The organism is Bradyrhizobium sp. WSM4873 (assembly GCF_055811355.1).
The window spans coordinates 51,098-76,085 of the sequence record NZ_JBVVPS010000030.1 but is presented as its reverse complement, the minus strand read 5'-3'; the positions used below and the strand labels follow the sequence as shown (position 1 = coordinate 76,085).

The 24,988-nt window shown below is 57.4% G+C and carries 18 protein-coding genes; 7 read left to right on the top strand and 11 right to left on the bottom strand.

Annotation, left to right across the window (positions count from 1 at the left end):
- Positions 1-511: 511 nt before the first annotated feature.
- From AC0L21_RS30145 to AC0L21_RS30125, 5 genes are all read right to left on the bottom strand, one after another.
- Positions 512-700, bottom strand: coding sequence for a hypothetical protein (locus AC0L21_RS30145; RefSeq protein WP_473265272.1), 189 nt, complete (start codon positions 698-700; stop codon positions 512-514).
- A 42-nt stretch (positions 701-742) separates the two neighbouring features.
- A complete protein-coding gene (locus AC0L21_RS30140; protein WP_473265271.1) occupies positions 743-946 on the bottom strand; it encodes a hypothetical protein in 204 nt (67 codons plus the stop codon).
- A 779-nt stretch (positions 947-1,725) separates the two neighbouring features.
- Entirely contained in the window at positions 1,726-1,962 is a 237-nt protein-coding gene (locus tag AC0L21_RS30135) for a hypothetical protein (RefSeq protein WP_473265270.1), read from the bottom strand.
- 1,990 nt (positions 1,963-3,952) lie between these two features.
- On the bottom strand, positions 3,953-4,084 hold the full coding sequence (locus AC0L21_RS30130) for a hypothetical protein (RefSeq protein ID WP_473265268.1): 132 nt from the start codon (positions 4,082-4,084) through the stop codon (positions 3,953-3,955).
- Positions 4,085-4,794: 710 nt separating this feature from the next.
- The gene (locus tag AC0L21_RS30125) at positions 4,795-6,018 is read right to left on the bottom strand and encodes a hypothetical protein (protein ID WP_473265267.1); all 1,224 of its coding nucleotides are present in this window, start codon (positions 6,016-6,018) and stop codon (positions 4,795-4,797) included.
- A 262-nt stretch (positions 6,019-6,280) separates the two neighbouring features.
- Between AC0L21_RS30125 and AC0L21_RS30120 the strand changes: the two genes are divergently transcribed.
- From AC0L21_RS30120 to AC0L21_RS30110, 3 genes are all read left to right on the top strand, one after another.
- Positions 6,281-6,667 (top strand): hypothetical protein, encoded by a 387-nt coding sequence (locus tag AC0L21_RS30120; RefSeq protein ID WP_473265265.1) that lies wholly within the window; start codon positions 6,281-6,283, stop codon positions 6,665-6,667.
- A gap of 480 nt (positions 6,668-7,147) precedes the next feature.
- Complete coding sequence (locus tag AC0L21_RS30115) at positions 7,148-7,702, top strand: metallophosphoesterase (RefSeq protein ID WP_473265263.1); 555 nt, start codon at positions 7,148-7,150, stop codon at positions 7,700-7,702.
- A gap of 2,165 nt (positions 7,703-9,867) precedes the next feature.
- Positions 9,868-10,272 (top strand): H-NS histone family protein, encoded by a 405-nt coding sequence (locus tag AC0L21_RS30110; protein ID WP_473265259.1) that lies wholly within the window; start codon positions 9,868-9,870, stop codon positions 10,270-10,272.
- Between the two features lie 1,354 nt (positions 10,273-11,626).
- Here AC0L21_RS30110 and AC0L21_RS30105 read toward each other — a convergent pair.
- Positions 11,627-11,893: a hypothetical protein gene (locus tag AC0L21_RS30105; protein WP_473265258.1), complete on the bottom strand. Its 267-nt coding sequence runs from the start codon at positions 11,891-11,893 to the stop codon at positions 11,627-11,629.
- A 1,599-nt stretch (positions 11,894-13,492) separates the two neighbouring features.
- Between AC0L21_RS30105 and AC0L21_RS30100 the strand changes: the two genes are divergently transcribed.
- Entirely contained in the window at positions 13,493-13,726 is a 234-nt protein-coding gene (locus AC0L21_RS30100) for a DUF6894 family protein (RefSeq protein ID WP_473265257.1), read from the top strand.
- Positions 13,727-14,421: 695 nt separating this feature from the next.
- Positions 14,422-14,739, top strand: coding sequence for an H-NS histone family protein (locus AC0L21_RS30095; RefSeq protein ID WP_473265255.1), 318 nt, complete (start codon positions 14,422-14,424; stop codon positions 14,737-14,739).
- A 335-nt stretch (positions 14,740-15,074) separates the two neighbouring features.
- On the opposite strand, the gene AC0L21_RS30090 is transcribed toward AC0L21_RS30095, so the two are convergent.
- Complete coding sequence (locus AC0L21_RS30090) at positions 15,075-15,398, bottom strand: hypothetical protein (protein ID WP_473265252.1); 324 nt, start codon at positions 15,396-15,398, stop codon at positions 15,075-15,077.
- A 469-nt stretch (positions 15,399-15,867) separates the two neighbouring features.
- Here AC0L21_RS30090 and AC0L21_RS30085 point away from each other — a divergent pair, with 469 nt between their 5' ends.
- Positions 15,868-17,019, top strand: a complete 1,152-nt coding sequence (locus AC0L21_RS30085; RefSeq protein WP_473265251.1) for a hypothetical protein — start codon at positions 15,868-15,870, stop codon at positions 17,017-17,019.
- Between the two features lie 84 nt (positions 17,020-17,103).
- On the opposite strand, the gene AC0L21_RS30080 is transcribed toward AC0L21_RS30085, so the two are convergent.
- Positions 17,104-17,829 (bottom strand): hypothetical protein, encoded by a 726-nt coding sequence (locus AC0L21_RS30080; protein ID WP_473265249.1) that lies wholly within the window; start codon positions 17,827-17,829, stop codon positions 17,104-17,106.
- Between the two features lie 197 nt (positions 17,830-18,026).
- Between AC0L21_RS30080 and AC0L21_RS30075 the strand changes: the two genes are divergently transcribed.
- A complete protein-coding gene (locus tag AC0L21_RS30075; RefSeq protein ID WP_473265248.1) occupies positions 18,027-19,136 on the top strand; it encodes a UDP-N-acetylglucosamine pyrophosphorylase in 1,110 nt (369 codons plus the stop codon).
- Between the two features lie 57 nt (positions 19,137-19,193).
- On the opposite strand, the gene AC0L21_RS30070 is transcribed toward AC0L21_RS30075, so the two are convergent.
- From AC0L21_RS30070 to AC0L21_RS30060, 3 genes are read right to left on the bottom strand one after another with little or no spacing between them, the layout of a single operon-like run.
- A complete protein-coding gene (locus AC0L21_RS30070) occupies positions 19,194-21,551 on the bottom strand; it encodes a glycosyltransferase family 2 protein (RefSeq protein WP_473265247.1) in 2,358 nt (785 codons plus the stop codon).
- Complete coding sequence (locus tag AC0L21_RS30065; protein WP_473265246.1) at positions 21,548-24,013, bottom strand: glycosyltransferase; 2,466 nt, start codon at positions 24,011-24,013, stop codon at positions 21,548-21,550. The genes AC0L21_RS30070 and AC0L21_RS30065 overlap by 4 nt, the downstream gene beginning before the upstream one ends.
- Positions 24,014-24,069: 56 nt before the next feature.
- The gene (locus tag AC0L21_RS30060) at positions 24,070-24,960 is read right to left on the bottom strand and encodes a hypothetical protein (RefSeq protein ID WP_473265245.1); all 891 of its coding nucleotides are present in this window, start codon (positions 24,958-24,960) and stop codon (positions 24,070-24,072) included.
- Positions 24,961-24,988: the final 28 nt, after the last annotated feature.

The window sequence follows — 24,988 nt, the reverse complement described above, 5'->3', positions numbered from 1 at the left end:
TCTGTCTTACGCTCAGCAAAGAAGCTACAGCTCAATACAGGTGCCGCAGACCTTCGGCGCCGCTTAGTTCCTATGAACTCCGACGTTTTCGAGAGGAGGGCTAGGGCAGGCATGTTCGATGTAAAACAGCCAGCATATCCGCTTCTGGCGCTCAATCTCCGTGCGCGACGCGACAACCTCGTGCCGACAATCAGCACTCAAGAGTGCCCAAATTTGGGGAGGGCTATGTCATTGGTCGATGATTATTCTATGGTCGAGGGGGCCGATGTCGAATGTGCCAGGACTATAATCTCGAACCACCGGGTCTTCAGTTGCTAACGGCGTAACCAAAGTTAATGCTGCGTCCGGATATTGTCTCCATACCTCGATATCGTCCGAGTGACCGTCAGGTGCTACACTTGTATCGGCCGGGCTCGGTCGCTCTGATCCCAATTGGTTCTATTGACCCGCAAGCCTTGGATTCGGAGTTCGCAAGCTGCTTCCTAGAAAGCGAATAGAGCGTGCACAGCTATCAAGATAGTGGGTATCGAGCAGCGAGGCTGTTGAGCGACATCGCGCGCTCGACCGCTCGGATCTGGCGTTTGTTCACGACATGCTTCAATTGCCAATCGGCTCGATCAAATTGATCTCCGGCCCAAATCTGGGGGCAGGCATTGCCGCATTGGTCGAGCACCCAAACGAAGTAATAAGCATCCTCCATAGCTGACATCTTGAACTATGCTGGCCTGACTAGTTCATCGTCTCAAGGCAACCGTTCGCTCTGGCCAATCGCACGAAACTGTTTGAACCATTTTAGCGGCAGGCCAAGATCGTAGCCTCGTCGTCGCAGTTGTTGAGGAGTCCTCCTTAGCGCAAGTGCGATTTCATTTTCCGACGCACCATTCTCGACCATACGCCAGAATCGCGCATCGTCGGTCGGCGTCCAGCCCGCATAATGATTTTCCATTTAAATCGTACCTCAAAGCGCGTTGCGATGCCCAAATAAGTTTTCCCCCTGCCGGAAGGGAATTGGTAGCTCGCCGGCCAGCATCCACTGGCGTCCAATGGACCGGTCATGGAAATTGCGCCCCAAAATGTTGAGGCGACTGACGCCAACAATGATGGCGTCTCCACGTAAACCCGGCAATAGCGTTATGAAATTAAGGTGACGGCACACGGTTAAACTCAATACCATTTCTTTCGGGCGGGACGCTCGCTGGCAAGCTCTTGCACGACTCGCCAAGCTCGGCAGACAATTGGAACGACGGAAACGTCCGTCTGGTTAATATGACTTCTATTCAAAATGATCGTCGGATAAGCCTAGCAGCTTCGGATGTAGCTGAAAATAGATGCTCTGGTATGAACAGTGATCTCGCAGGCTTATCAAGGCGACGGGCCCATGCGGTTCTGGAACTTGTTAAGTCAGATGCAGCAGATGCGATGTCGGGGGCTTAATTCCGTGCTCGCGCTGGAAATGGCGTGGATATGCGAAGGGGGATGTGACCCGACCCGCATCGACTAGTGCCCGAGCCGTGTTGCGAACAACCTTGGCGGCTTTCTTCAGGGAGATCCGAGCACTCCCCAACGCCGCGGGCAATCTGTACGACCTTGTTTAGCGGGCGAAAGCCTCGCTCCACGCGCGTGTGCTGCTTCGGAGGATCGCAAGCGGGTGTAGGCAATGAAAACTCGCATGCCCCTCCGTTGATTTCGTAACCCCGGTCGGACAGAAGGGGGGTGGGCTACGCTTCAAAATCTGCTGTAAATCTTGCTGTCTATTCGCGAATTGATCTTGGAACTTGGACCCGCAACCCCGACAGGCGCCACAGGAGGTGCGGGACCCCCTTGGATTGGAAACGGTTGGCGAACGATGAAGACATGCTGTTTAACGACATTTGAGCGCTCTTGCTTAACTGCGCCAGCCGCCTGACTTTCACCGCCGGCAACCATGACAGCGCTACCGGCGAGGGTGGCGATCATCACCATGTACATTATCTTGCAGACGTGCATGTCAACACCCAGAATAGCGCTTGGTTATTAACCGACCCTGAAGGACATTGTTCCTCGCGTCATTCAGCATCTTGAGGAGTGGTTGTTTGGTGTGCCGCCCTTGAGTTCTTCGTCCGCATCCGGATTTCTTCCAGGCCGTGCAACCCCCACGTTTGTGGACCTCACGTGAGCCGGCAACGGTCGAGCATCGACCGGATGAGGTATCCTTTCGTCGACATCTCGTCTGCCCCCATTCCCCGTGTAATAAACATTGTCGTGTCCTCGAACTTACTGCGCAATAAGGCCCGTTGGCAGATCTCTTCGTGGAGCCATGAGCAGTATGCACTGACCGATCGTCTCGATGTTCTGCCCTCTCAAGCAGACCGTGTCGCGGCGTTAGGTCGTCCCGATGGTCTTCCCGAGGCAGCGGAGCGACCTTGCCCAGTATAGTGCATCTGCCATTCGCGGAGGTATGCTGCGCGGGTTCTCGTATGCAGTTTTCAACATGGAGCTATTCAATGAAGAAAGTTGTTGGCGCCGCAACCATCGCGTTCTTTGTGCTTCGTCGGTGATTGATTTTCAGGCCCAGGGCGGCCGTACGGGAGCAACTCAACAAAGGCGACGAGCACGTCTTAGGGGTTGGCGAAGAAGCCAACTGCAGCTCGGCGGCCGAGCACTGTTCTTCGCAGATGTGGATGCGGCGTTAACCTCCAGCGCTCTGGTTCGTATCGAAGAACGTTGCGGTGGTAGGTTGCAGTCAACACTGTTGGTGCCGTTTGTAGCCAAGTCGCATCGCCTCCGTGCTCTCATCACGACGGAACTATTCCGCATGCTTCGGGAAGCCATACGGAAACGGCCAAGCGGTAGAGCTTGGTGGCAATGTACTCTGCAGGGAGTATGGCGCCATGAGAACGATGTGCCCGGCGGTTGCAGTTTCGCAGATCTGGGTAAGTGCAACATCCGCTAAGGATGCAGATTGCCAGGTTGCCTGCGCTGCGACCGCTTTCAAGAACTAACGGCGAGCCGGGTGTTCGGGGACCGGCCTGACGTAAACGACCAGATTGCGCAGCCTCGTCTGCAAGAGCAGTAGTTCTGCTTACGCTTTGTTCAATGTGTCGTGCGGGATCAAGGACAAAGGGCCGGCCCCCCCCGGCGTCTAGCTTTGCTGACTGTCTCAAGGAGAAGCGATCGAGCTGTACAAGCTCTATAAGGACTAACGCGGACTCTGCAGCTCACTCAACGCCTCTCATGCAGAATGTTTTGACAAATTGGCGGCATTGTCCCCCCACTCGCACCGAGTCCAGGGTCTGGGCATTGATGTCACGCAACGCACGCAAGCGCATCGATTGTTGCATCATAAACCTCTCCACGTTAGCTTGGCGGATAATGCCGATGGCAAACGCGGGCTTTTACCTGATGGACGGGGAAGTTCGCGTCAACAGCGCCTGCAGATTTCCGTTGCCCGCTTGAGTTGACGATTTTCCTGATCCTGTTCGACGGACTCCTCGAAAGAATCAGGTCTCCGCGAACGATCGGGCGACGCTACGGAGGGCGGCTGTTCGCCGGTGGAATTGAGCGGACCTTTCGACTTTTGTGTCGCGGAGCGGCGTTCAGTCGTGAAGCGAGAGACCGACTGAGCGGCGTCTGGGTCGGGCCCCAGTCCACCCCATGCAGAATGCGGGCGCAACTGCAGACCGGTTTGCGCTTCCGCGGCTCCGGTCAAGCCGCCAACGAGCACCGACAACAGACACAGTCGCTTCAGTTCAATGGCGAAGTGTCGTCGCCACAGTCGCGGTAACTCGGCGATAATCGCAGCGTCAAACTCGGAAAGATGTATGCACATTTAAAAAGCCGGTTGGATGAAATCCGCTGATTGAACCGCAACAGCGACGGGAGTGCAAGCGCCCCCCAGGCACTGTTAGATCATGGATCCGGGCGTCGGCCTCGAACCGAGAACCGGAACGACCGCATCAAAGCCGTCCTTAGTTCAGCCGGCGCCTTGCTTTATGCTTTGCCGCTGCGTCTTGTACTTTCGCTCGAGTTCCTTCTCTATCAAGGCCCGTACAGCGCGCCGCAGGCGCAGCAGTTCGTCGAGCGGCAGCTTTTCAAACGTCTCCATGCTGCGGTTCTCTCCATTGCGCACGGAGCCAGCTACGGACGATCTCCCCGCCAGGTTTCAGCGGCCCGCTCAGGAGTGGGGCTTGAGCTCGAGGAAAGCTGCCGGCCCCCTGTTGAGGGGGCATGAATTGAGCCGTGCCGGCAACTTCTGCCAAGGGCACTTCCTTGGGGAAATCTAAAATCCCAGGTGAATCAACGCTGCCTTGATGCAAGGAGGACGAAGGATTCGATCGTTGGACCGCTGATCAAATGTCACGACATCCATTCCGATGCTGAAAGCTGGATGACTATTCTCGCACCGATCGTGAATATCGCCCTGGCGCTTCATTTGCATGGACAGCAAGGCGCCGCTCGTAGTGACGCGCCAGCTCAAGAAGCCGCTTCTTGAAGGGGGCCAACTTCTCAGCAGGGTCTCGTACGGTCCTGAGGCGTTCTCGGCAAAAGTCATCGTCCATAATCACCAGCCTAGCTAAACGCGCAAATGTAGATGCTCGTGGAAGAAGCCGCAGAGCACTGGAAGTCCGTGAGTTCCATGTGCATGGGCCTTGAAGCCTGCTTGGCGGTTGCTTCTGTCCTTTGACCTCGCCGTCAACCAGGATTTCGGCGTGCCAGCATAGAGGCCGTCGCCGTTGAGTTTGGCAATTTTCGCGAGTTCTCGGCTCTCGTCTTTCAGGCGATGACCGCATTTCTCGAACGCGAGACAGCTGCACGTTACCGCGATGATGACGTGAGAGAGATCCAATTCGGCATCAATTCCCGACCATAAATTTCCATTGTGATGGCTCTCGCCGCACTTATCAATTTCGTGGCCCCTGGAGCGGACAGCAGGATGGTCGGCTTGATCTGCACTGGCTCGTCGTCACGCAGATCCTGTGTTAGCAGGCCGATCTCGTGGAATGCATGAGGAAATTCCTCGCATAGCTGCTCGCGCACTCTAGCGGCGTCGCGGCAAACCACGGGCGGCAGCGCCCGGTCCCGGAGATCGCGCCAGGCCTGTGACAGACCCTTCTCTTCCGAGTGATCTTTCCGCATCACCACGACCGTGGGAGCCGACGGACGCGGTCGATCAGGCGCAATCTTAGGCGAGCAGAAATCCCGGTCGTCATCGTGCCCGATGCCGGATGTCTCGCGCTGGGCGATGCGGAAGATCGAGGCCGGCCTGATGCTGCCGCTCCACTCCCCGCGCGCAGCCCGCCACCACACCTTGAGACGATCGTGCAGCCTCCGCTTCCGGTCAGGATCGGCATTTGCCGAATTTTCATCGAGGAGGCACGTCAACTGGGGTAGCACGACGGTGAAGCTCTCGGGCCTCTCCGGATCGCATGTCATCATCTGCCAGGCGAGAGCCAACTCGCCGCAGTCCTCGCCGGCTTGCTCGAGCAGGACCTGGACCTGCGTCTCGATCAGAATTTGCTTGTCCTTTCGATCGCCATTCACTGGCGGCACACCAACGCTGAGCTTTCCGGACCGGAGTTCGGTCTGCTCAGAGAGCGCCGTGAAGGCATCGCGCCAGCGGTTTACCTCGAGCAGAGCTACGCAGGCCGGCAGATCGCTGCGGCCGCGGTCGGTCGTGCTCGTCAGCTGCACGGGACACGCTTGCTCTGCGGCCCGGAAAAAGTCGGTGACGCTACCTCCTTCCTGAAATGTTACCGTCCTCCATGCGCGGAGCCGCGCGAGCGCTTTCGTTGCGTTGGCGTCAGTCCGCATCCTCAAGAATGTTTCAGCCATGCCGACCGTCGAGTTGAGCGAGTCCGGCGAGTCTTTCGGCGTCAGCGCCAGCAGGCGCCAGCAGACCGCGAGCTCGGGGCGCTCCTTGAGCGTTTCGGCGACCCGCGGCAGGTACGCGGAGCTGCAATCTCGCAGCGAGCCATCCTTCACGAGGTTAAGCTCGAGGTCGCGGCATTCTGTGCGCGTCCGCGCGACCACGTAGCGCATAGCCGCCGGCCATGTCGGCATGCGCACCGTCTGGTAAGCCAGCGCAAGCGCATTTCCTTGTCTGTCATTTGCGTCTCCTGTCCTGGTAATCGGGTTGGGACACTCTCTGCGCGATCTTCCTCGGCCAGACGCAACAGTTCGTCGGACGATGGCAGTCTGGACGAATCTTTAAGACGGGTGTATGTCATATCGTGTCATAATACGTCCGATGAGCATCGAATGTCCGACGTTTTGCGCCATAATACAAGGATCGGAGAGAGCGATGGTTAAGGTTTCAAAAACGACAAGTGGGAAGTCGGCCGGTGAAGGTGGCGACGTTCGGTCGGAGCGCCTTACAATGCGGGTGCATCCCGACTTGATGCACATCCTCGACATGCGTGCCAAAGAGCGAAACTTGAGCCGTTCGGCCTACATCGAGTCCATCCTGATTGGATGGTGCCGGGCCGATCCGCGCAATCCGAAGATGGATCCCGGTGGAAAGCTTGTGGAGGGAGCCCCATCGCCACTTGAGCAGATGAACAGCAACTCGTTCGCCTGGGGCCAGAGATTCATGCGCTTTTCCCAAGCCTACCACATTCTCATGGGCACCGAGGCGCCTCAGGCGTGGCAGACCGAGCCTCACGATTACTGGATGGGCGAAGACGAATAGCGTTTCGATCCGAATGCGTCAGAACGAAGCTGGTCAGCGCCGATCGTTGAACTCTGTTGAGACCACCAGGCTACGCAGTTCGCCGAAAGCTCAAGACCATTTCCGCGGTCATGCAGTACGTGGCAGGCCCGGGCTCGAGAATACGGGCAGCCGTTCCCCCGCTGGTTCGCGTCCTTTAGGTTTAAAATGTCAAGGCGTCAAATGTCAGACATTAGTTGACAAAGAAAAAATGTGCCGCTGCCAACGATCGTTGGCGCGCACACCGGCTGGCTGAAATGCTGGTTTCGAATTCCGAGGCGTCGAGACCCGCCCGAGCAGAAGGGATCCGGACCGCCCAGCATGGTTCGATCGAAAGCGGTACGTTCAGCACAAGGTTGATGACATTCCCTGGCCGGGCGAGCTCGATGGCTACGGACCGAACGTGTGCACGTGAACTGCAGGGGCAAGGCCGAAGACCGCTAGGTGCAAGGAGCGACCCGCATGAAAACGTTCTTCACTGCTGACCAGCACTTCGGCCACGAGTCAATCATCGGGCTCTCGTTGCGTCCATTTTCGAGCGCAAGCGAGATGGATGCCTACATGATCGACGCCCACAACTCAGTCGTCGATCGCCGCGATCGCGTAATCCACGTCGGCGATTTCTCGCACCGTTGCGAGCCGCCGCGGCTGCACGCGATCTTTAACAAGTTGAACGGCGCGCATTTCCTCGTCCCGGGAAATCACGACGATACCCGCACGCTCTCGCTGGGTTGGGCGGGAGTTCAGCCGCACGTCTGGAACATAAAGGTCGATGGTGTCCACATCTGTTGCTGTCATTACGGCCTTCGCGTCTGGCCTGGCCAACGCCGCGGCGCGCTTCACCTTTACGGCCACTCACACGGAAAGCTGCCTGGCAACGCGCAGAGTTGCGATGTCGGTGTCGACGCGTGGGACTTTCGACCGGTCAGCCTCCAGGAAATTCGCGCGCGCCTCGACACATTGCCGCCCATGGTAAATCCTGAAAGTTGCGACGGTCGCGGACCAGCTACGCCCTGATAGGCGCATTCACCAAGGATCCGCTCTGCGACGTTAAGGGCGTGCTCGCAACGGAGCGCGATTTGGCACGACGGTTGGTACGGGATAACGAAGTCTTCGCGATGGACTGGTTTGCCATGCTGTTTGCCGGAGCCCGCCGAACCGGGCGATGCGCCGATTGGCTAATTCACCGAGATTTAAAATTGGTGCCATTTAAATCGGACCAGTTTTCCAGATCCCGCCGAGAATGCTCAGCATCAGCTGGTCGCGATTGATCGCGCCCAACAACGCTTGAAAGCAAAGACATCCTTATACGGCCATATGAAAGTGTTTGGTGATCTATATCACAGACGGTTGTGATGAATATTGGCATCCTCCGCCGCACTCTCTTGGGGGGTGGGGATGAAGAGGCCGTCTCAGATCTTGTGTAAGAGCAAGCTTTTGTCGATAGCAGAGGTCGAGCAGAGGCTCGCGATGCTCGCGGAGTTGGAGCAACTTCTGAAGCGGAGGTCGGAAGCTGTCCTGCGCTCGAGTTCGTTTTTGTCGGACGAGACGATTGCGGGCCGCAACACGCAAAGGTCCACCAGCAGTTTCTCGTGACGACAAACCATTGACCCGCTCGTCAACCTCCTCAGCAACGTTATCAGTTCCCCACGCTCAAATTGCTGCTCGTGGTTTGATAGCCCATGCTCGGAGGCATCCGGCGGCTCGCGTATGGCCAAGCTGGTCTATCGGATCAAGCTGCCTTATCTCTCGTAACCAAGGCAGCGGTTACTAAGCGATTGCGCAAGCTTCGCTCCAGCTATACGTTGGCTGACGCACTGACGACGAGCTTGCAGAGATGGCCCGCTGCCCTAATCAGCTACGAAGAACAGGCCAGTCTAGGCGTCCGGGTCAAAGTCATCGCGTAACCCGACGAGGAACTTGATCAGGTCGCAAAATATTGGAGAAGGCGTCGATTTACTGGTTGGCAACGACAGTCTGGTGAGCGGGTCTGCAGCGAGGCACAATCACTTCTGGAATGCGCAATAGCGCCGCGGTCTTCAGAAGGCCGATTGCGGTCAGCTGACGCACTTCTCAAGCGCAAACAGGAGCGCCTCAATCATGTTCCGCGCCTTCATTGTAATCTTCGCGCTTCTTCATCCACCTGTCTGCGCTCAAACGACCCAACCCATCGGTCGTTCGGGACGGCCTGTTCCAACGCAGCCAAATCCAACGTTCTCGAATCCACTTGGGCACGTCGCGCCGATGGCGACGCCCAACGTCTACTATTCAAGAGACCGCAGCGGCCGGGCGACGGTCATTCGACCGAACGGTAGCGCGTCGGGCGGAACCCAGCAGCGACGCTAGTACGGTGCGAGCGGCAGCCGGAACGGTGATCGAGAATGGTCTGATTGGGCGCATCTGTTGCTACGAATCCCCAACGGGCATTGAAATGACGATTCTCCAAGCTTGGTTTTTGACTGTGCATAAAGACGCGCGTTCAGTTCAAACGTCGTGGGAGACGGACGCGGTCGTGACCTGGCTATTTATCTTTGTCGTCGCCATAAGTGCTGCGGTTTTGATCGCGCATTTTGTCGAAGCTATGCGTTCTTAAACTTGGCAGGAAGCTCTCAGGCGGCCTCTTCGGTTTCCTTCTGGTGCAACGCCGATGAGTTGGTGACATCCACGCACCCAATTTTGTTCGGCCTTTGAAAGACGAGGTCGTGAGCAATAATTTGCTCGGATGCGAATCAAACCTTCCCTCGATATTGAGGAGCAGCCTCGCACGACCGGTCGAGTAATTGCTTGGCTTTTGCCTAGAATTCGACTGCTGATCGCAGGGACCATGTCGATCGGTTGGGCTCCTCGACCGCGAGCCGCGCTCCGCAGGCCGGCATCTGGTCATCCTTCGTTCTGCGGTACGGACCTTAGGCGCGGCAAGGAACAGGGGAGGATGGTCTGATGGTTTCCAAATGGCAGGGATGGTGATCGAGGAGATCAATCGAGGACTGACCTCCGTTAGACGTGATCGCTAAATCCGGGCTGTGTGGGCACGTCGGGGTCCGCAGGTCGCATCCTGCCAGAGACGGTCCGGCGAAGACGGGCTGAATCGGTCTACAGACGAACCATGCGGAATCATTTCCGCGTTTTAGCCTGAGCGCTCGCCCCATGCGGGCAAAAATGGGCTGCAAATCAGCATACAAGTGCCAAACCAGGAATTAAATGTCGCCATAATCCTGCGTTTAAAAGGATTGGCGCGAAAAAGCTGGGGTGATCCGATGAAATTTGTGGCCGAAATGGAGCGCCTTGATCTGGACGATCTATGGGCTCTGTATGCGGAGATGACAGAGGTTCTGGAACGCAGGGTCCGCGAAGAAAAGCTGCGTCTTGAGGAGCGTCTCAGAAAGCTCGGAGTTTCGGGACCCGCGCGCCGGGCCTACCCGCCGGTGCTCCCGAAATATCGCAATCCTGAATTTCCCTCCGAGACCTGGGCGGGGCGCGGAAGGCAGCCGCGCTGGCTGGTCGCGCAACTTCAAGCCGGCCGCCGCTTGGACGATTTCAAAATCAAATCGCGAGACAGTCTGCGCGCACAAGTGAGAACGGGGTAAGGACCGACCGGTCCAAGCCTGGCTTTCACGCGTCTAAGTATGAAGACGTACGAACTTGCGCCATCTAGGCGGTCGTCGTGACGAAGCAGCGCCATGTTTGGCGCGGCTCCTTGCTTCTGCGTCGTCGACCCGCTTCTGGAGTTCGTTTAACTCCCGCAATTGCCTGGCAATGATCTCTATTCGCTGATCGAGCTTGATCGCCATAATTTCACTGATACTGCGCACTGATCCCACCTAAATCCAAACAAGAAAAAAGGTTAGCCAAAAACGCAGCGATACTAGGTGGGACATTGCGGGCTTTCAATTGGCCTTCGCGTGACATCAACAACTCGCGTTGCCTAGACTAAGCACTTCACGACGACGCCCTCCGCGGTCCAACTGGACTGCTGCGCCACGAAAGTGGCTTGTGCGGCCATACCTGACGGGAGAGGGGCATCGTCGGCATATACTTCCACGCCGCTTGGCGCTTTCGTGTAAACCTGCGATTTCAACCTAGGCTGATCGTGTCCCCTAGCGTGGTGTAGCTGGCACCGGGTCACCACGTTCGCCGGCAAGGCCGGGCCCGGTCAGCTGGCGATAGCCGCGATGCTGACGGTTGGATCATCGCTTCAATGGCGCGATGAACGTGTGGGCCTGAACCGACCGGCGACGCGTCCCTAAAAATGTTTGCAACGTTGCGGCTGCCAAGGTCACGAAGTGCGCCGTGACCTCCGGCGATCCATCAACACACCTTATCAAGCTGTCTTATACTCCGCGAGAGCGGGCGATTTGAATTTTCAGGACACAGTCATTGCAGTGACCTGACCCGCCGGAAAGTCGACCGGATGGGGCGCGCTTCGATGGTGGGGGGAGGCGAGCCTGGGAACCCAGAGAGCCGGCTAACGCAGACTGCTCCGTTGTACACGAGAGCGACGGGTCGACGCTGATACATACCGAACCCGGCTTCTCACTTCAGCCTCGTCCACCCGCTTCTGGAGTTCGTTCAGTTCCCTAATCTGCCGGACGATGTTTCGAATTCTAAGGTCTAAGGCACTAACAGAAATCTGGCTACCATTACTCATACCAGCCCTCAATGAATAATCATGCGTCAATTAAGTAGTTGATTTTTAGTTCAAAAGCCGCGGCATTTCAAATGATAAGTGCTGCGGCCTCGGGAAAAGAGCGTGACCTTGGTAACCGTAGGGTCCCGCCGCACCCATTCGACGTCAAGATCGCGGCCGCCGTGCGATCGAACTTAACGAATGTTTGTTTGAAGCGCTGGAAGACGACCTGGAACAGGCTCTCGATCGTCCGTTCCAATCAATGAGCCTTGGGCGAGGCATTGCTTCCCGCCGCTCTGAGCAAATTGACTAGACTAGGCGGGTGAGTGAACGAGCCCTCGTCGTCCGATCGCAGGAAAGGGATGTCCAGATCGCTCGGGCGCCTCCCAGCCCATTTCAGCCTCATAGTCGAGATCGGCAATGACGTCCTCGAAGGCACAAATGGTCTGCTGGATTGCGGCGATCTGATTCAGCTCCTCATCCAGAATCGGGCCAACCCGATTTTGAAGGGCGACGACCATTTCCCGCCGTCGTTCTTTCAACTGTACCAACGGCAAACCGTGATCGGACGGATAGTGCATTTCAGTCCTCTCCATTTGGAACTACATGAGTCTTTATCCAAATTTTGATGATATGCGGTTGCAAGATGAGTTCGAATTTCAGCGTGCAGCGACGTTCCGGCAAACGATTGTGAACTAATGCGCCGTTCCGGTTTTGCGCGACTGCGCAGACGACAGGCCCGTGTCGCGGTTACGATTATCAGTGCCATGGCTCGAGGTGACTGGCTCTCCCGTCGGACTCGGCAGCGCGTAAGAGAAGCGTTGGTCGGCGGATCTGCTCGCGTGTTGCTCCATGACAATCGGAACGGGGTAGTCTTCCCAGGCGACACGGGTGCGGAGCGCGCTATCTCTTCGCCGCTACGGGAGCGAGAGTTGCGATAGCGCGACATGATGACTGCATTCGACCGTCAGCTTTGAATGGTCGTAGGAGCTCGTCCATACGTCTATTGTGACCGCTACGTGAGCGTGGCTATGGACCGCGTTGAGGGCTCGGGATTCATTGTTGGGTGGTCAACGCGGTTGCGGATTGGGGCCTACTCGCCCGAAGCCGAAGCTGCATCACCGCTCGTGCATTGTTGAATGCTGCAAGATCAACCCGGAGCGCGCTCTTGCCCAGACGGCGCGATGCATCGTGGTAAGGCTAACGAGCGGTTTGAGTTGCGAACGCAATTGTCTGGACCGATGTTTGCCGGAGTCGTGGGATTGCCCGGAGGTAAGGCAACCGCGCGGCAAGGGGCGCCGTCTCACGTGGCGGCGTCCCGCCCGATAGCGGTCAGACACCCGCGATAGACACAGTCGCTGGGGAAAGGTCATCCTCCTGCACCGTCATGCAATCCCGGCCTTCTTGTCCCGCGGCCCTCGGCGTTAACCGGCTGCGGGAGCTGGGCACCCGTTTGTTTCCGCGAACCACATCGAGGTTCCGACGCATCAAGGTCCGCCGCGTCCCCCGCGTACTGATCAGCGGTGGCTGGCGAAGCGCGCGCGTCGCTTGCTCAATCGGACTGGCAAGGGTTTCGCTAAAGCCGAGCAGGAGATTGGACCGTGAGACCCAGGCCAATTCGAGCGCTGGGTTTTTGCGGGAGGTATTGCGCTTCCGTCGGATCAGATGGGCAGGCTTCTAGCGGATGGCCAAACGATGCGTTGGCTCATCCGATCATCGGGTATACTTAGGACGGAGCGATCCCACGTGATCAGTGTAGTCTTGAAAGGTGGAAAGGATCAGCGAGTACCACGTTCGCTGGGACTGCCGATGGGAGCTTGAGGCCGCTTTGTGAGGCGGCGATCACCCACATTAACTGGCCCGAGCCAGTAACGCCGAGATTGGGCCGGTTTCGCTGTTTTGAAAATCAGTGCGTTGCAAATGTTTTTAAATGCCACCAAGGTTCCTGGATCGATCGGAAAAATACTGTGACTCGTGCGTTCGGCGTTCATGGCGGCGATGCTGATGCGTTACGATCAAATATCGATTTTTTTTAAATTGTTGATTTAATTTGTTTAATCGTGAATGTGCATACGAAAGTCGCGGACTTTTGGGGTGGCTTTCATCGTTTTGCCGCTTTGGCTTGCATTGCTTTGTGCAGAGCCCTTGAGCTCGATTCATTTCCGTTCGGGCATATTGGAATGACCCGCTATTTTTTCGACATTCGGGACGGATGTGATCTCTATCCTGACGACATGGGGCAGGACTTGGCTGACGAAAAGGCAGCCGAAATCGAAGCCACACAATCGCTCGCCGGCATGATTAAAGATGATCTCGCCGAAGATCGGCGTGACATGGCTATCGAGGTTCGCACTGAAGAAGGGCCCGTCTTCCAAGCTGCTTTCATATTCGGCAACGGACGCATGAAGCACTAGCTGTGCTTCTGCATTGGAATGTTCTAATCACTTTTCAGCGGGCTCATGCCTCGTCAATCCGAGTTGTCGACGGTCTGAAGGCGAAGGCCAAATCGATCGCTCCGTGCGGCTCCCCAAAGTCATTGCCTGGCTCGACGTGGCAGGTCGCTTTTGCTCCGGCGGCGCCACGCCGGGCCCTTGTTTGGCTGAATGACGGTCAATATGTCCGTGCCGCCAGAGACGTCGCGTGCTCTGGATCGTCGTAGATGGCGATCTTTGGTCGCGAGACATCGCAGGGTAAACCTGTTCAGTGAGGCTCTCCAACAACTGCCCGCGGCGCGCCTCCATCCACCAGAAAATATGTCCGATTGCGCCGATTGTCTGACGTAAGCGGCGATTGCGGTCAGCGGCGCGGCCAATGCAAACACATTTAATTGCCCGAACTCCGTTGCGCACGCTGTTGTGATCTGCGCAGGTGAGTGCCGCGGCGACTCAATTTGAATCCGTTGGCGCCCCAATCCGAAAGTCCGGTTGGCTTCCAAAAATGAGTCAAAATGACTCAAGAAATCCCCGGAACCATCGGCGGCCTGGACCGTTATTTTTAGTTGTGGTCTGCGTCTCAGAACGTGTATTTCTAGAGATTTCAATCTTGCTAAATTAAATCGTTGGGCGCATTGATGTGCGTTACGAAGCGGCTTGGATTCGCGTGAGGGATTATGGATTACGGCCAGTTGAAAGTGTTGTCGGTGGATGAGCTCTGGCTTCTGCACGAGGAGGTCACCTCCGAATTAAGCAGAAAGATCGAGGCAGAAAAGGCCAAACTCGAAGAGCGACTTCAGAAGATAAAAATGGCAACTACTGGGAGGGGCGGGAGGGAAGGTCACCGTCGCCCATATCCGAAAGTGCTGCCTAAATATAGAAATCCCAAAAATCCCAAGGAGACCTGGTCTGGCCGCGGGAAACAGCCGCGCTGGCTGACGGCCCAGCTTGGGGCAGGCAAGAAGCTGAACCAGTTTTTGATCTCGCGGTCGTAATCCATTCGGCTAGAAGCTTGCCGAAGTTGCGAAGCCCATGTGACTCGCGGCGGGGAGCATCGAACGGTCAGGCGGAAACAAGCATCCGACCGTTGAGTGTTCAATGCATCCCGATCCGGCAGACCGGAGTTGGTCGCGTGGTAAGGTTTTGTCGGGCGGTCGCACAGTCGAGCCACAGACATTTGCACGGAGACGCATGCAACAGGTCTGCCGCCAGTCGTCGCCGAACAGCTCGCAACTGCCAGTAAAAACGGAAATGTCTGAACGTACAGTGCAGATCCGCGTGCAGTTGTCCATGACGTGACTTCCGTTCAGAGAATGCCGGGTCCGTTTCCTTAATTTGACTTCGTCAGCACATCTCGCCAGGTTTCGATCGCGGCGATAGATTTGGTCCACAAAGGAGCGCTATCCGTCCCGGTCGACCGGAGCGATTGAACAAGTTCGTCTATCGCGGCCCAAGCCGCAAGATAGGCATCGACTCCGCCGGGTACGACAGCGCTCTCCTTGTAATCCGAAGCGTCAGCCAGCAGCTGCTCGACCATTTTGATGGCGGCGCGTCGGTCGGACAGTTTGGCGTGACGGACCACGAGCAAGGCGTGCTTGGCGCTCACGAGCGCCTTTTCGACCAGAAGCTTGTCTGCTGCAATTTTTTTGGCCATCAATCAGGCCCGGCGATAATGTGATGAATAGAGCAAGAAGGGAGCAATTCTGTAATTGTAGCGAGCGCATGCTCGATGGGCAACCAATGAGAGAGGTCGCTTCGACGCCCGGATCGTCGTGGGTCCAGGCTCGGTTTGATCAGAATTCGGGAACGCTTTCTGGACTGCATCCGCACGACGGTGACCGGGAGGCCTGACAATTCATCGGTCCGAAGTGTTCGCCGGGATCCGCGCGGTCACCGGCAAACAGGGCTTCCCGGCTACACGAGCTAACATGGCGTCCGTGGCGGCCGGGTTACTATATGCTCGAGCGCCCTGGTCTGGCTGGCGCAGCGGTCAGACGTCTTGCGTTTGACCCCCCAAAAACGCCTAAACTCCTGGTCGTGCAGCGCAGTGCCCCGGCTGGCTTTGCATCTGTGCCTTCGCCGCACTAGGTTGACCAGATCTCAGCTGGATAGAAGCCCATTTAATGACGTCGGAGCCAACTAGAACTGCGGCAGGCATCGCGAATACCGCACATCCAGAAGTGGAGTTTGCACTCGTTCTGGCTCGCACAATTGACGCCGTGCAGCGAGATCCAGAGCAACTGCGCCAGGTGATCTATGAGTTGGCGCGGCAGAAGTTTGAGCAATTGCAAGCCGGCGATCCGGCTGAGCAGCAACGACTGGCGCTGGCGCTAGAAGTCGCGATTGCAGGCGTTGAAGCGAATGCGAAGGGCGGTCCGATCGTTCACGACAAGATCCGTTCTGCTGCGATACCTGAACGCTCCTCCCGCATAGCCGCGACCGTCGCTGATAAGACGAGCATCTTGGCAGCCGACAACGAATATGAATTTGGCGGATCATCACCCGTCGAGAACGTGCGAGGCTCTCGACGCATGTTGATGGGGCAATCGCAACTTTTGCCGGCCCTCTCTTTACGCCACTTGGCAATGTTCTGCTTAGTCGCCGGTGTTGTTGTTTGGGCGATCACTTTCGCAGGACGGACGTCATTGCCGACGCCTCAAAGGCCAGAGCCGATCCAGCCCAAGGCTGAACTCTCGGTCCACAACAAGAGCTCTCAAGTTCCAACGGTCGAAAAGGCAATCCACGAGAGCAGGCCGCTCCCAGCGGCATACGGGGTATATGCGGAGCAGGGCGGCAAACTCATTGCGCTCCAGATGTTGCCCGGGCATGCCCCGGATCCACGCGTTGCCATTTCGGCTGCGATTACCAAGCCCAGCGAAACGACGCTTCCAGATGGCAACGCACATTTCATAGTATTCGACAAGGACGGGCAGGGCGCGCACGAATCGGTTGAGGTGCGCGTGATTGCGCAGGTGAGGCAGGCAACGAATTTTGACTCGTCGGGCAAGCCGGTCGTCGCGCAGAAAGGCGGCACGTGGGTCATCCGCAACATCTCTGTTCCTTATCAGACGATTCCTTTGCGAGGGAATCCGCAGATGTACGAGATTCGATCTCGGGAGCCAGGAAAATCACTTCCTGCTGGTCGCTACGCGCTCATTGTGCAGGGCAAGTCCTTTGAATTTTCAGTTGCAGGCCCGATCACGGACAAGCGCCAATGCTTGGAAGGTATTTCTGCGACCAATGGCGTTTTCTATACCGAGTGTCCTGACACCTAGATGTGATCGTCCGTTGCTACGCCTAATTTTCGCGCTCCAACTTCGTTGCGACCGCGCGGATCTGGCTGCTGGCACGGACGATCGCTATTTTTGCGCGGCAGGTCGATCGAGCCATTCGAGGAGTTGCCGGAGGTTTTCCGTGGTATCGTTTTCGGCCGGCGAAGCTGCCTCCGGCTCGTCAGCATCGTGGTTAATCCGTGCAGCGACAGGCGCTCCGTCTTGCTCGCGTGTTGTAAGCATCACGGAGGCGTTCGTCGGTTTCTCCTCGATCGCTGGTTCCGCACGATCTGGTCGCGGCGCTGGTGTCAGGCCTGCTGGCGAACGATCGAAAATAGCAGCGGAATCCTGCATGCTGAGGGAAAAATTGGCGATCGTCTTAGCTCCAACATCGCCATCAAGCCCGGAATCGAGCCTGTAAGACGCAACTATCGTGCTCAGTATGCTCGATAGCAGTGCCCTGTTTTCGAAGATCAGGTAGGTTCTGGCGAACTGCTCTGCGTACTTTGCGCCGCATCTTGCTAGAATTGCCTCGGCTTGCGCGATATCGCGATCGCCTTCAGCCAAGTGTCGCCAGCGTTCCCAATCGAAGCTCGTTGACTGCTTGCGGTCGGAGATCCGGCCAATAGGTCGCACAATCGGTGCGATCGGCGATCGAACGTCCTGCAGTTTTATTGCCGCTTGCTTGCTTTCAGCAGCTTGAAAGACAAGCAGGCCGACTCCCATCGTCACGAACCCGACCGCGGCCCAATCGATGGAAGCACAAAGAATTAACCCAATGAGCAGAAGTACAGAGCCAGCAATACGCATCATAAACCAAAGAAAATGCTAAATCAGCGTAATCCTAATGTGTTGTCGTTTCTTTGACAATATAATTGGCAAGTGGCGAATATTGCCGTTGTCGTTCCAGCGATGCTTGCCAGCCCCTGCGGGTCTGCGTGCCCCTCAGAAGAGCCTCACATTGCCATCGCTTCCCGCCGATTAACCTTTTACAGGCCTAGGAAGAGCACATGACGCCTTCGTTGCAAGATACCCGTCTCCGGCAGCTCAGCGATAAGGGAGTTAACATTGTTGATCCGCGCCAGACTTTTGTAGACGACGATGTCGACCTCGACCGCGTGTTTCCCGAAGCCATACTGTTTCCTGGCACTCGTCTGGCGGGGCGCAAAACGCTTGTTGCGCCGCGCGCGAAAATCGGGAGCGAAGGGCCGGCGACGGTGATCGAATCGGTGATTGGTGAGAGTGCTGAGATCGCAAGTGGTTATGTAACCGGCTCGGTCTTGCTCACCAAAGCGCGAATTGGTGCAAACGGCCACGTGCGCGAGGGGACGCTGCTCGAGGAGGAGGCCTCCACGGCCCACGCGGTTGGCCTGAAGCAGACTGTGCTGATGAGCTTCGTCACCCTTGGATCGCTTATCAATTGCTGCGACTGTCTGGTTTCAGGTGGACGGTCCCGCTCAAATCACACCGAAGTTGGAAGCGGCTTTATTCATTTCAATTTCACGCCCTGGGGCGAGAATGGCGACAAAGCGACCGCATCACTGTTTGGCGGAGTTCCCGACGGTGTTTTCCTCCGGGAAGAACGGATCTTCATCGGGGGCAGCAGCGGAATGGTGGGACCCACTCGGGTAGGCTTTGGATCTTTCACTGCGGCTGGGCAGGTTATTCGCTCGGACGTTGCGGCCAAACGTATTCGTTCCGAAGCGCAGCGTGAGGTGGACGCGCCTTGGGGATTCGAGGCGCCCAGAAAAGCCGCCGATCGCGTTGAAAGAAACCTCGAATATATCGGTCACCTGGTCGCGCTGCAGGCATGGTATCGACGAATTCGCAAGGCGCGTGTGCCCGACGATGATGTTTCGCTACCCCAGCGTCTGACGCTCGATGCCGCGATCGTGTTGCTGGACGGCAGCATTGCTGAGCGATGGGTGCGACTTGGTCAGTTTCTCGGCCAACCGCTTCCACCGATCAAACTTCCAGCAATTGATTGTCCTCTTCAATTGAACAGCGACCCCGGCCCGCATATTAGCTGGGTCAAAAATCTGTCGCCTGAAGAGATTGCGTCCGGGCGCCGCTGGCTACAGGACATGGTTGACGCGGTCGTGATTGCCAACAGGATTTGAGGATCAAACGTTAGTTTCGAAGACGCTTCCCTTCAGTTGGTCAATCGCCATGCTGCCTCAAAAGCCTGACGGGATCGCCCGGGCGCTCGGCGGCTCGTTCGTTCTCGCACTGCAATCTGCCGGCGGCCACGCTAATGCGCCGTAAGGCACCCCATCACGCGACAATTGCGGGTTATAGGTCGGATCATCCAAAAGTGCCTTTCCCCATCGCGCACGTAGCTGATTAAGCTCGCGATCGAACCTGTCCCGTCGGTCGGGGCGGTCGTCCTTGCCTCGACTTGCAGATTCAAGGTGAATGAGCCGTGCGTGCGGCGTCAGTACGATGCGTTTGCCAATCTCACGCAATCGAAGACAATAGTCCACGTCATTGAATGCAACGGCAAAATTTAACTCATCCAACCCGCCAAGCCGCAGATAGTCTGCGCGGCGCGTCACCAGACATGCTGCGGTCACGGCGCTGCACTCGTGGGCTATGCGCAGAAGATCGAGATACCCCGGATCGTTGCCGAGCCTGTCTGTAAAGGCGTGGGTGGCCGCGAAGTTCATCCCGAGAACCACGCCCCCATGCTGAACGACGCCGCCTGGCCAGGTCAAGAGCGCGCCTGCCGCCCCCACATCCGGCTCTGCAAGGCGAGACAACAGTTCGTCGAGCCAGTCGTCTGACGTCGCCTCAATATCGTTGTTGAGAAGGCACAGTACATCGCTGTCAACCGCAGCCGCCGCGCGATTGTTGAGCTTGGCGAAATTGAAGACGCCTTCGACACGAATAAGTCCGATTCCCCGACCCGGCAGATCGGCCAGATAGTTCAACGAATCCGGATCAGTGCTGTGATTGTCGATCACGAGAATATCTGCCCCGCTGCGCGCGACAGCAGGCGCAATGCTTTCGAGACATGTGCGTAGCATGGCGGCTCGATCACGAGTCGGTATCAGTATCGTTGTCTTCTGGCGTTGCCTCACACGTCTCACTTGCACCGCGGGAAACAAGCTTCCCTCGGATGGAATGACTTCCGATTTGATCGCGCGCGCGATGAGGTGCTGTTGCGTGGCGGATTGCAGGTAAGGTGTGCAGTGAAGCCGGTCCAGCTTCGGCAAGGTCCCCGCCGAGCCTGACAAATGCAGGATGGCCCGTTGCGGCCCCGTCCGGTCGAGCATCGAGTTGAAGAGCCGATAAAGATTGTCAGGCTTCGAACGCAGCAGTTTAAAAGCGGCGTCGCGCCGAACGGCGAAAAGGTATGAGCAATAGCCCTGTTCGAGCATTCGTTCATAGTCAAATGCTGGCAAGGCGATTGGCCACAATCGACCATCGTCGGCGAGAACGTCGAGGTCGCAATAGACTGCCGACGCATCGGGGTGGTCATCGAATGCTGCCGAAATCCGTGCCAGAGCATTGGGCGCCAATTGAATGCCGGCCATGACAAACACCAGGATGTCCGCTGGGTTCGTATCGGTTAGGAATTCAGAAACGAGGGCAGGATCTATCGCGGGGGGCGTTCCCTCGATTACGGCTGCAGTCCACGCCTCGTGACTCTGGCTTTGCAATGTCGCGAGTGTTTGTTCTGAATCTCTTTCACCGGCAACGACAACGGCAAGTTCGAGCTGGCTAGGGCTCGGATCAGGCAATGGGAAACGCTCAAGCCAGGCTCCATAGTCCGCAAAGGGAAGCGAGGAAGGAATGAGCTGGTCGTAGAGTGTGCCGCGAAGACGCTCTGCGCCGTTATCTCCAAGGGAAGATAAGATTGCGGAAAGTCCGTCAGGGAAGGCGACGAACGTTGCATAAGGCATCAATTCGCCATCACCTTGACGTAGGCTTACCCGGTGGACGCAGCCATCTGCAAATCGCTGTGGCAAGTTGAAGTCGAACGCGCGAACATTGCGGCCCGAGTGGGAGGAGCCATTCTCGTCGATACGCGTCCACTGAGTGGCGCGCAATTGCGAAACCGTCTCGCCATCCACAACGGCATCCAGGACAGTCTCGAGACTCGAGTCAACCCATCCATGGAAACGAAGGCCGCCTAGCCAGCGCAGGAAGCTTTTGGTGCGCGTATCATCGAACGTACCCTTGCGCGTCGAATTCAAGTCAATCGGAAGGCCAACTCCTGTTCCTAAATTTGCGATCCGCGCTTCGACGGTAAGCGCCGTTGATAGATGATCGGGATCGAGCAACAGCTCAAATCCGTAGCGCGCATTCTTCATGCCCCGGTTTGCGAGCTCGGGAACGAAGCTCGTTGCATGACAGGTTTTAATCACCAGGCCATCCAGCAGAACGTCAACGGTAAAGTTGCGCCCGAGGTCTTCTGGATCGAATACGAAGCCCGTGAGCGTCCCGTCAGCGGCCAGAGCAAGCCGGCTGACTTGGGTTCCAGCCACGGATTTCGGGGTTGATCCTGGTTGGCGGCGGGAAGCTCGGATCATGTTTGGGGCGCTCCTATCCAGCTTGCGAGAGCGTCGGCGAGCGCCGCGTCATCGATGTCTGGCGAGATCGGAAAATCACCGGGTCTAGGAGCGACCAGGCGATTTGACCAATCGCAATAGGCAACCTTCCTGTTGGCTTGCCGGATGGCTTCGATGGTCGGATGGCCGAACAGAGGATTGCCAAAGTCAGTAAAGAGCCAGCTCGGAGCGTGCGGCAGCAGGACATCGGCGAGCTCTGCAAGGTGCGTATTTCCCGTGACAAACAGATTAGGGAATGACATGAGCTCGAGGTCGTTCAAGGTTGCTCCGGCCACAACAATGGATACTGCCTCATGCTGCAATCGCGCGGCGATCGCGCGGATGATGCGAAAGATGACGGGCGATGATGATACGGGAACGATGGCCAGAGTTCTGCCAAGAGGCTGGCCGCTCGGAAGAACCAGCGGCTCGACCTTCCAGGACCGGGTGTTGATCGTGCGTCGCGGCATGCGCGAGCGTGCAAATGCTTCGGCCACTGGCGTGGGGGCAAGGAGCGGCGCCTTTGTACTCAGTTGAGACGAAATGCCCTCCATATCTGCTGTGATCCAGGCGTCAATCCGGATGGCTTGGCTATGAGCAAGTCTGGTGAGTTCCGCGTCTACGGCCGGGTCGAGGACTTCGAGCCGCGTCGGCCGCAGATCGGCAATGATTTTGGCAGCACGATCTTTCGCCGCGTCGGAGGAGAGGTCGATAAAAATCGACTGTGGGGCACTTTCATCGTAAGCGGAAAGGCGCAGTCCAGCTAGGTCTCGAATGATGAGGATAGTGTGCTCGCCAGCATTTGCAATTTCGGCGGCGCGCGCCCGTGCAATATCGAGGCTCGATCCCATGGCGGTAGCGATGAGAACGGAATCACGATCGAGTCGGCCTAAGCCGCGCTCGATCGTGGCGCGTGCGAAGCGCAAGGGGTCAACGGCTTCAAATGCCAGGCATTCTCTTCGATAGCCGGGAAAGCGCTGGTCAAGGATGTCGAGATTGCGCCGGACCAGCTTGCGCTTTTCCTCGCGAAACGACCGTGATCCGTGATGACCAACGAAGACCGAAGCCGAGCATACGCTCCGAAAACCGCTCGCACGGGCGCGTAGGCAGAAGTCGACGTCTTCGAGATAACCCCTTTCATAGCTTTCAGAAAGTCCAATCACTGCGTCCAGGCAGGCTCTGGTGACGTAGAGGCAAAAGCCGATCCCGCTCGGTACATCGACGACTATGCTCTTGTTGGTTGCCGCGGCTATCCGATCTAAAGCTATGATTTCGTCATAGCCTGGCATCGGATTTTCCTGGTTCGGCATAGGAAAAGAGAAGATGTCACCGTTATTCGAAAAGGGAGTGGCAGTTCCGATGTCCGGTGCTGAGTGTGCGGCGGCAGCCAAACGTTCGACGAACCCCGGGGGGACGACAGTATCTGCGTTGAGGAGGACGACGTCGCCATTTTTCACTTCGGATAGCGCACGGTTAATCGCGCCGACGAAGCCAAGATTAATCGGATTGATCAGCAGGTCGATATCGTTCGTGGCCGCAAGCTCGAGCAGGTGATCGCGAAGCTCTGGATCCGGGGTCGCGTCGTTTACAACCAGGATCTGATAGGCACGGTCGCGCGATTTTGTCTTCCTGCCGGGGCTGGCTGTCCGCGCTTGAATGAGACTTTGTAGGCAGCTCTTGGTTGCCTGGAGATCGCCATACACCGGCACGATGATCGTGGGCGGAGCGTCGGATACGGCAACCGACCTGCTTGTCTCGCCCCGCGAGAGCCGTTGTGTGCAGCCGAGATTCGGCGGAAGCCGCTGAATCTTGAACGCCTCTCCCTCGGAGGTCATGATCAGCTGCTGAGGTCGCTCTGAAGGCGGCCGACGGAGCCGGAAGCCGGTTGCCTTTATCTGACGGCTGGCCAGTGGATGAAACGGGTCTGCGACCAAAACGCTGGTGAGGGTGCCGTCTTCGAAGGATATCGTTGCCTCGATTTCGGCTTCGCCGCTCCAGGCAACCCAGCCGGCCACGTGACTATCAAAGACAGAAACGGCAGCCCATCGACGTTGGCCGGAAGCTTGAAGTACCGCAATGGCGCTTCGGACCGTGTTGGGCGCTTCGTCATGAGCGATCAGGTTGGACGCTGCGGCCCGGCGGCGCTCATCTTCGCTCCAAAGCAGCATCCGGCGATTTGCGTTGATATCTGTCGGGGCAATGCTGAGAGCTTGCGCGAGATCGCTGAGGGCGGCCTTTTGCCGGCCAAGATGCCAGTTCGCCTCGGCCCGCAGCACAAAACAATGCGCTGCCGGAGGAGGATCTATCCGGCACCGCCGGTCCGCATAAGCCAGCGCGAGGTTGAAGTCTTGAGCCGAAAGGGCACGAGCAGCCCGCCGCTCGAGCAAAAAGTGATGCTGCAGACCTAAATATGCGGTCGCGCCATCATCTTGCTCCGACGCCATTCCAGCCGTCCTGCCCTCGCAATGGCGACTATCGGTAGCCACTGTTGCCGGTTATCTTAGTCGACCGACGTGGTCTGACGGGGCCTACTGCGAAACACCCGGACTCGACCAGAACCAGATGGTTTTGAGTTACTCTTTGCGGGAGTGGTGGCCTTGTTGGAAGCTGCGAGCGCCCTGTCCGCTCTCTCGATGGCGATCCGCAGGCCGACCAAGGGCTCACGGCCGGTCGGACCCGATAGCACCACGCGTTGGCCGATCGCCCGAAGGGTTGGCGCGTTCAGGAACAGAGCCTCGGCAACAAACTCGAATTCGTTGTTTCCTGCCATTTCGAGAACGATGCCGGTAAGCGGCATGGCGCGACCGCGCGTCCCTGCGAACGCACCAAGAGAGACCATCTTTCCGCTGCCCGATTGTCCCTTCAAAAACTGAACCGCGTAGCGGATCTCGACGCCGTCGGGCCGGTCGGCCCAGTCCAACGCAATGCCTTCGATCCGCGATGGGGAGGCTGGACCTGCGATCCAGGTGTTCGGACCCGCCGTCGTATCGCCAATACCTGCGACATGAGCGAACACCTTCAGTCCGTTCCCCTTCTCGGCAGAGCCGGTCCTGCCACTTTCGACCCGGCCGTGTGAAACGGCCGGTATGCGGCCGGGTTGGATCGGCTCGATGCGCACGACTGCCGCGCGGGAACCGCCTGGCCGCATCGGCAGCACCTCGATCTGAAGGCGGCCGGGAGATCGAGCCCTGATGACGAAGCCCGAATTTGGCTCCCACAACGTCGGTTCCGAGGCGTCGGGATGTAGGATGAACTCGAATTGAGTTTCATCGCCTCGCGCGGGCGCAACGATCACCTTGGGCGGAGCAGCAGGGTCCTCGGCGCTCCGGTAATTAACAAAAAACAGCCCTCGGTCGAGATCAACCGTCTTTCGCTGATCAGCTTCGCTCATAAACCGCCCCTCTTGGGCCATTGCACTC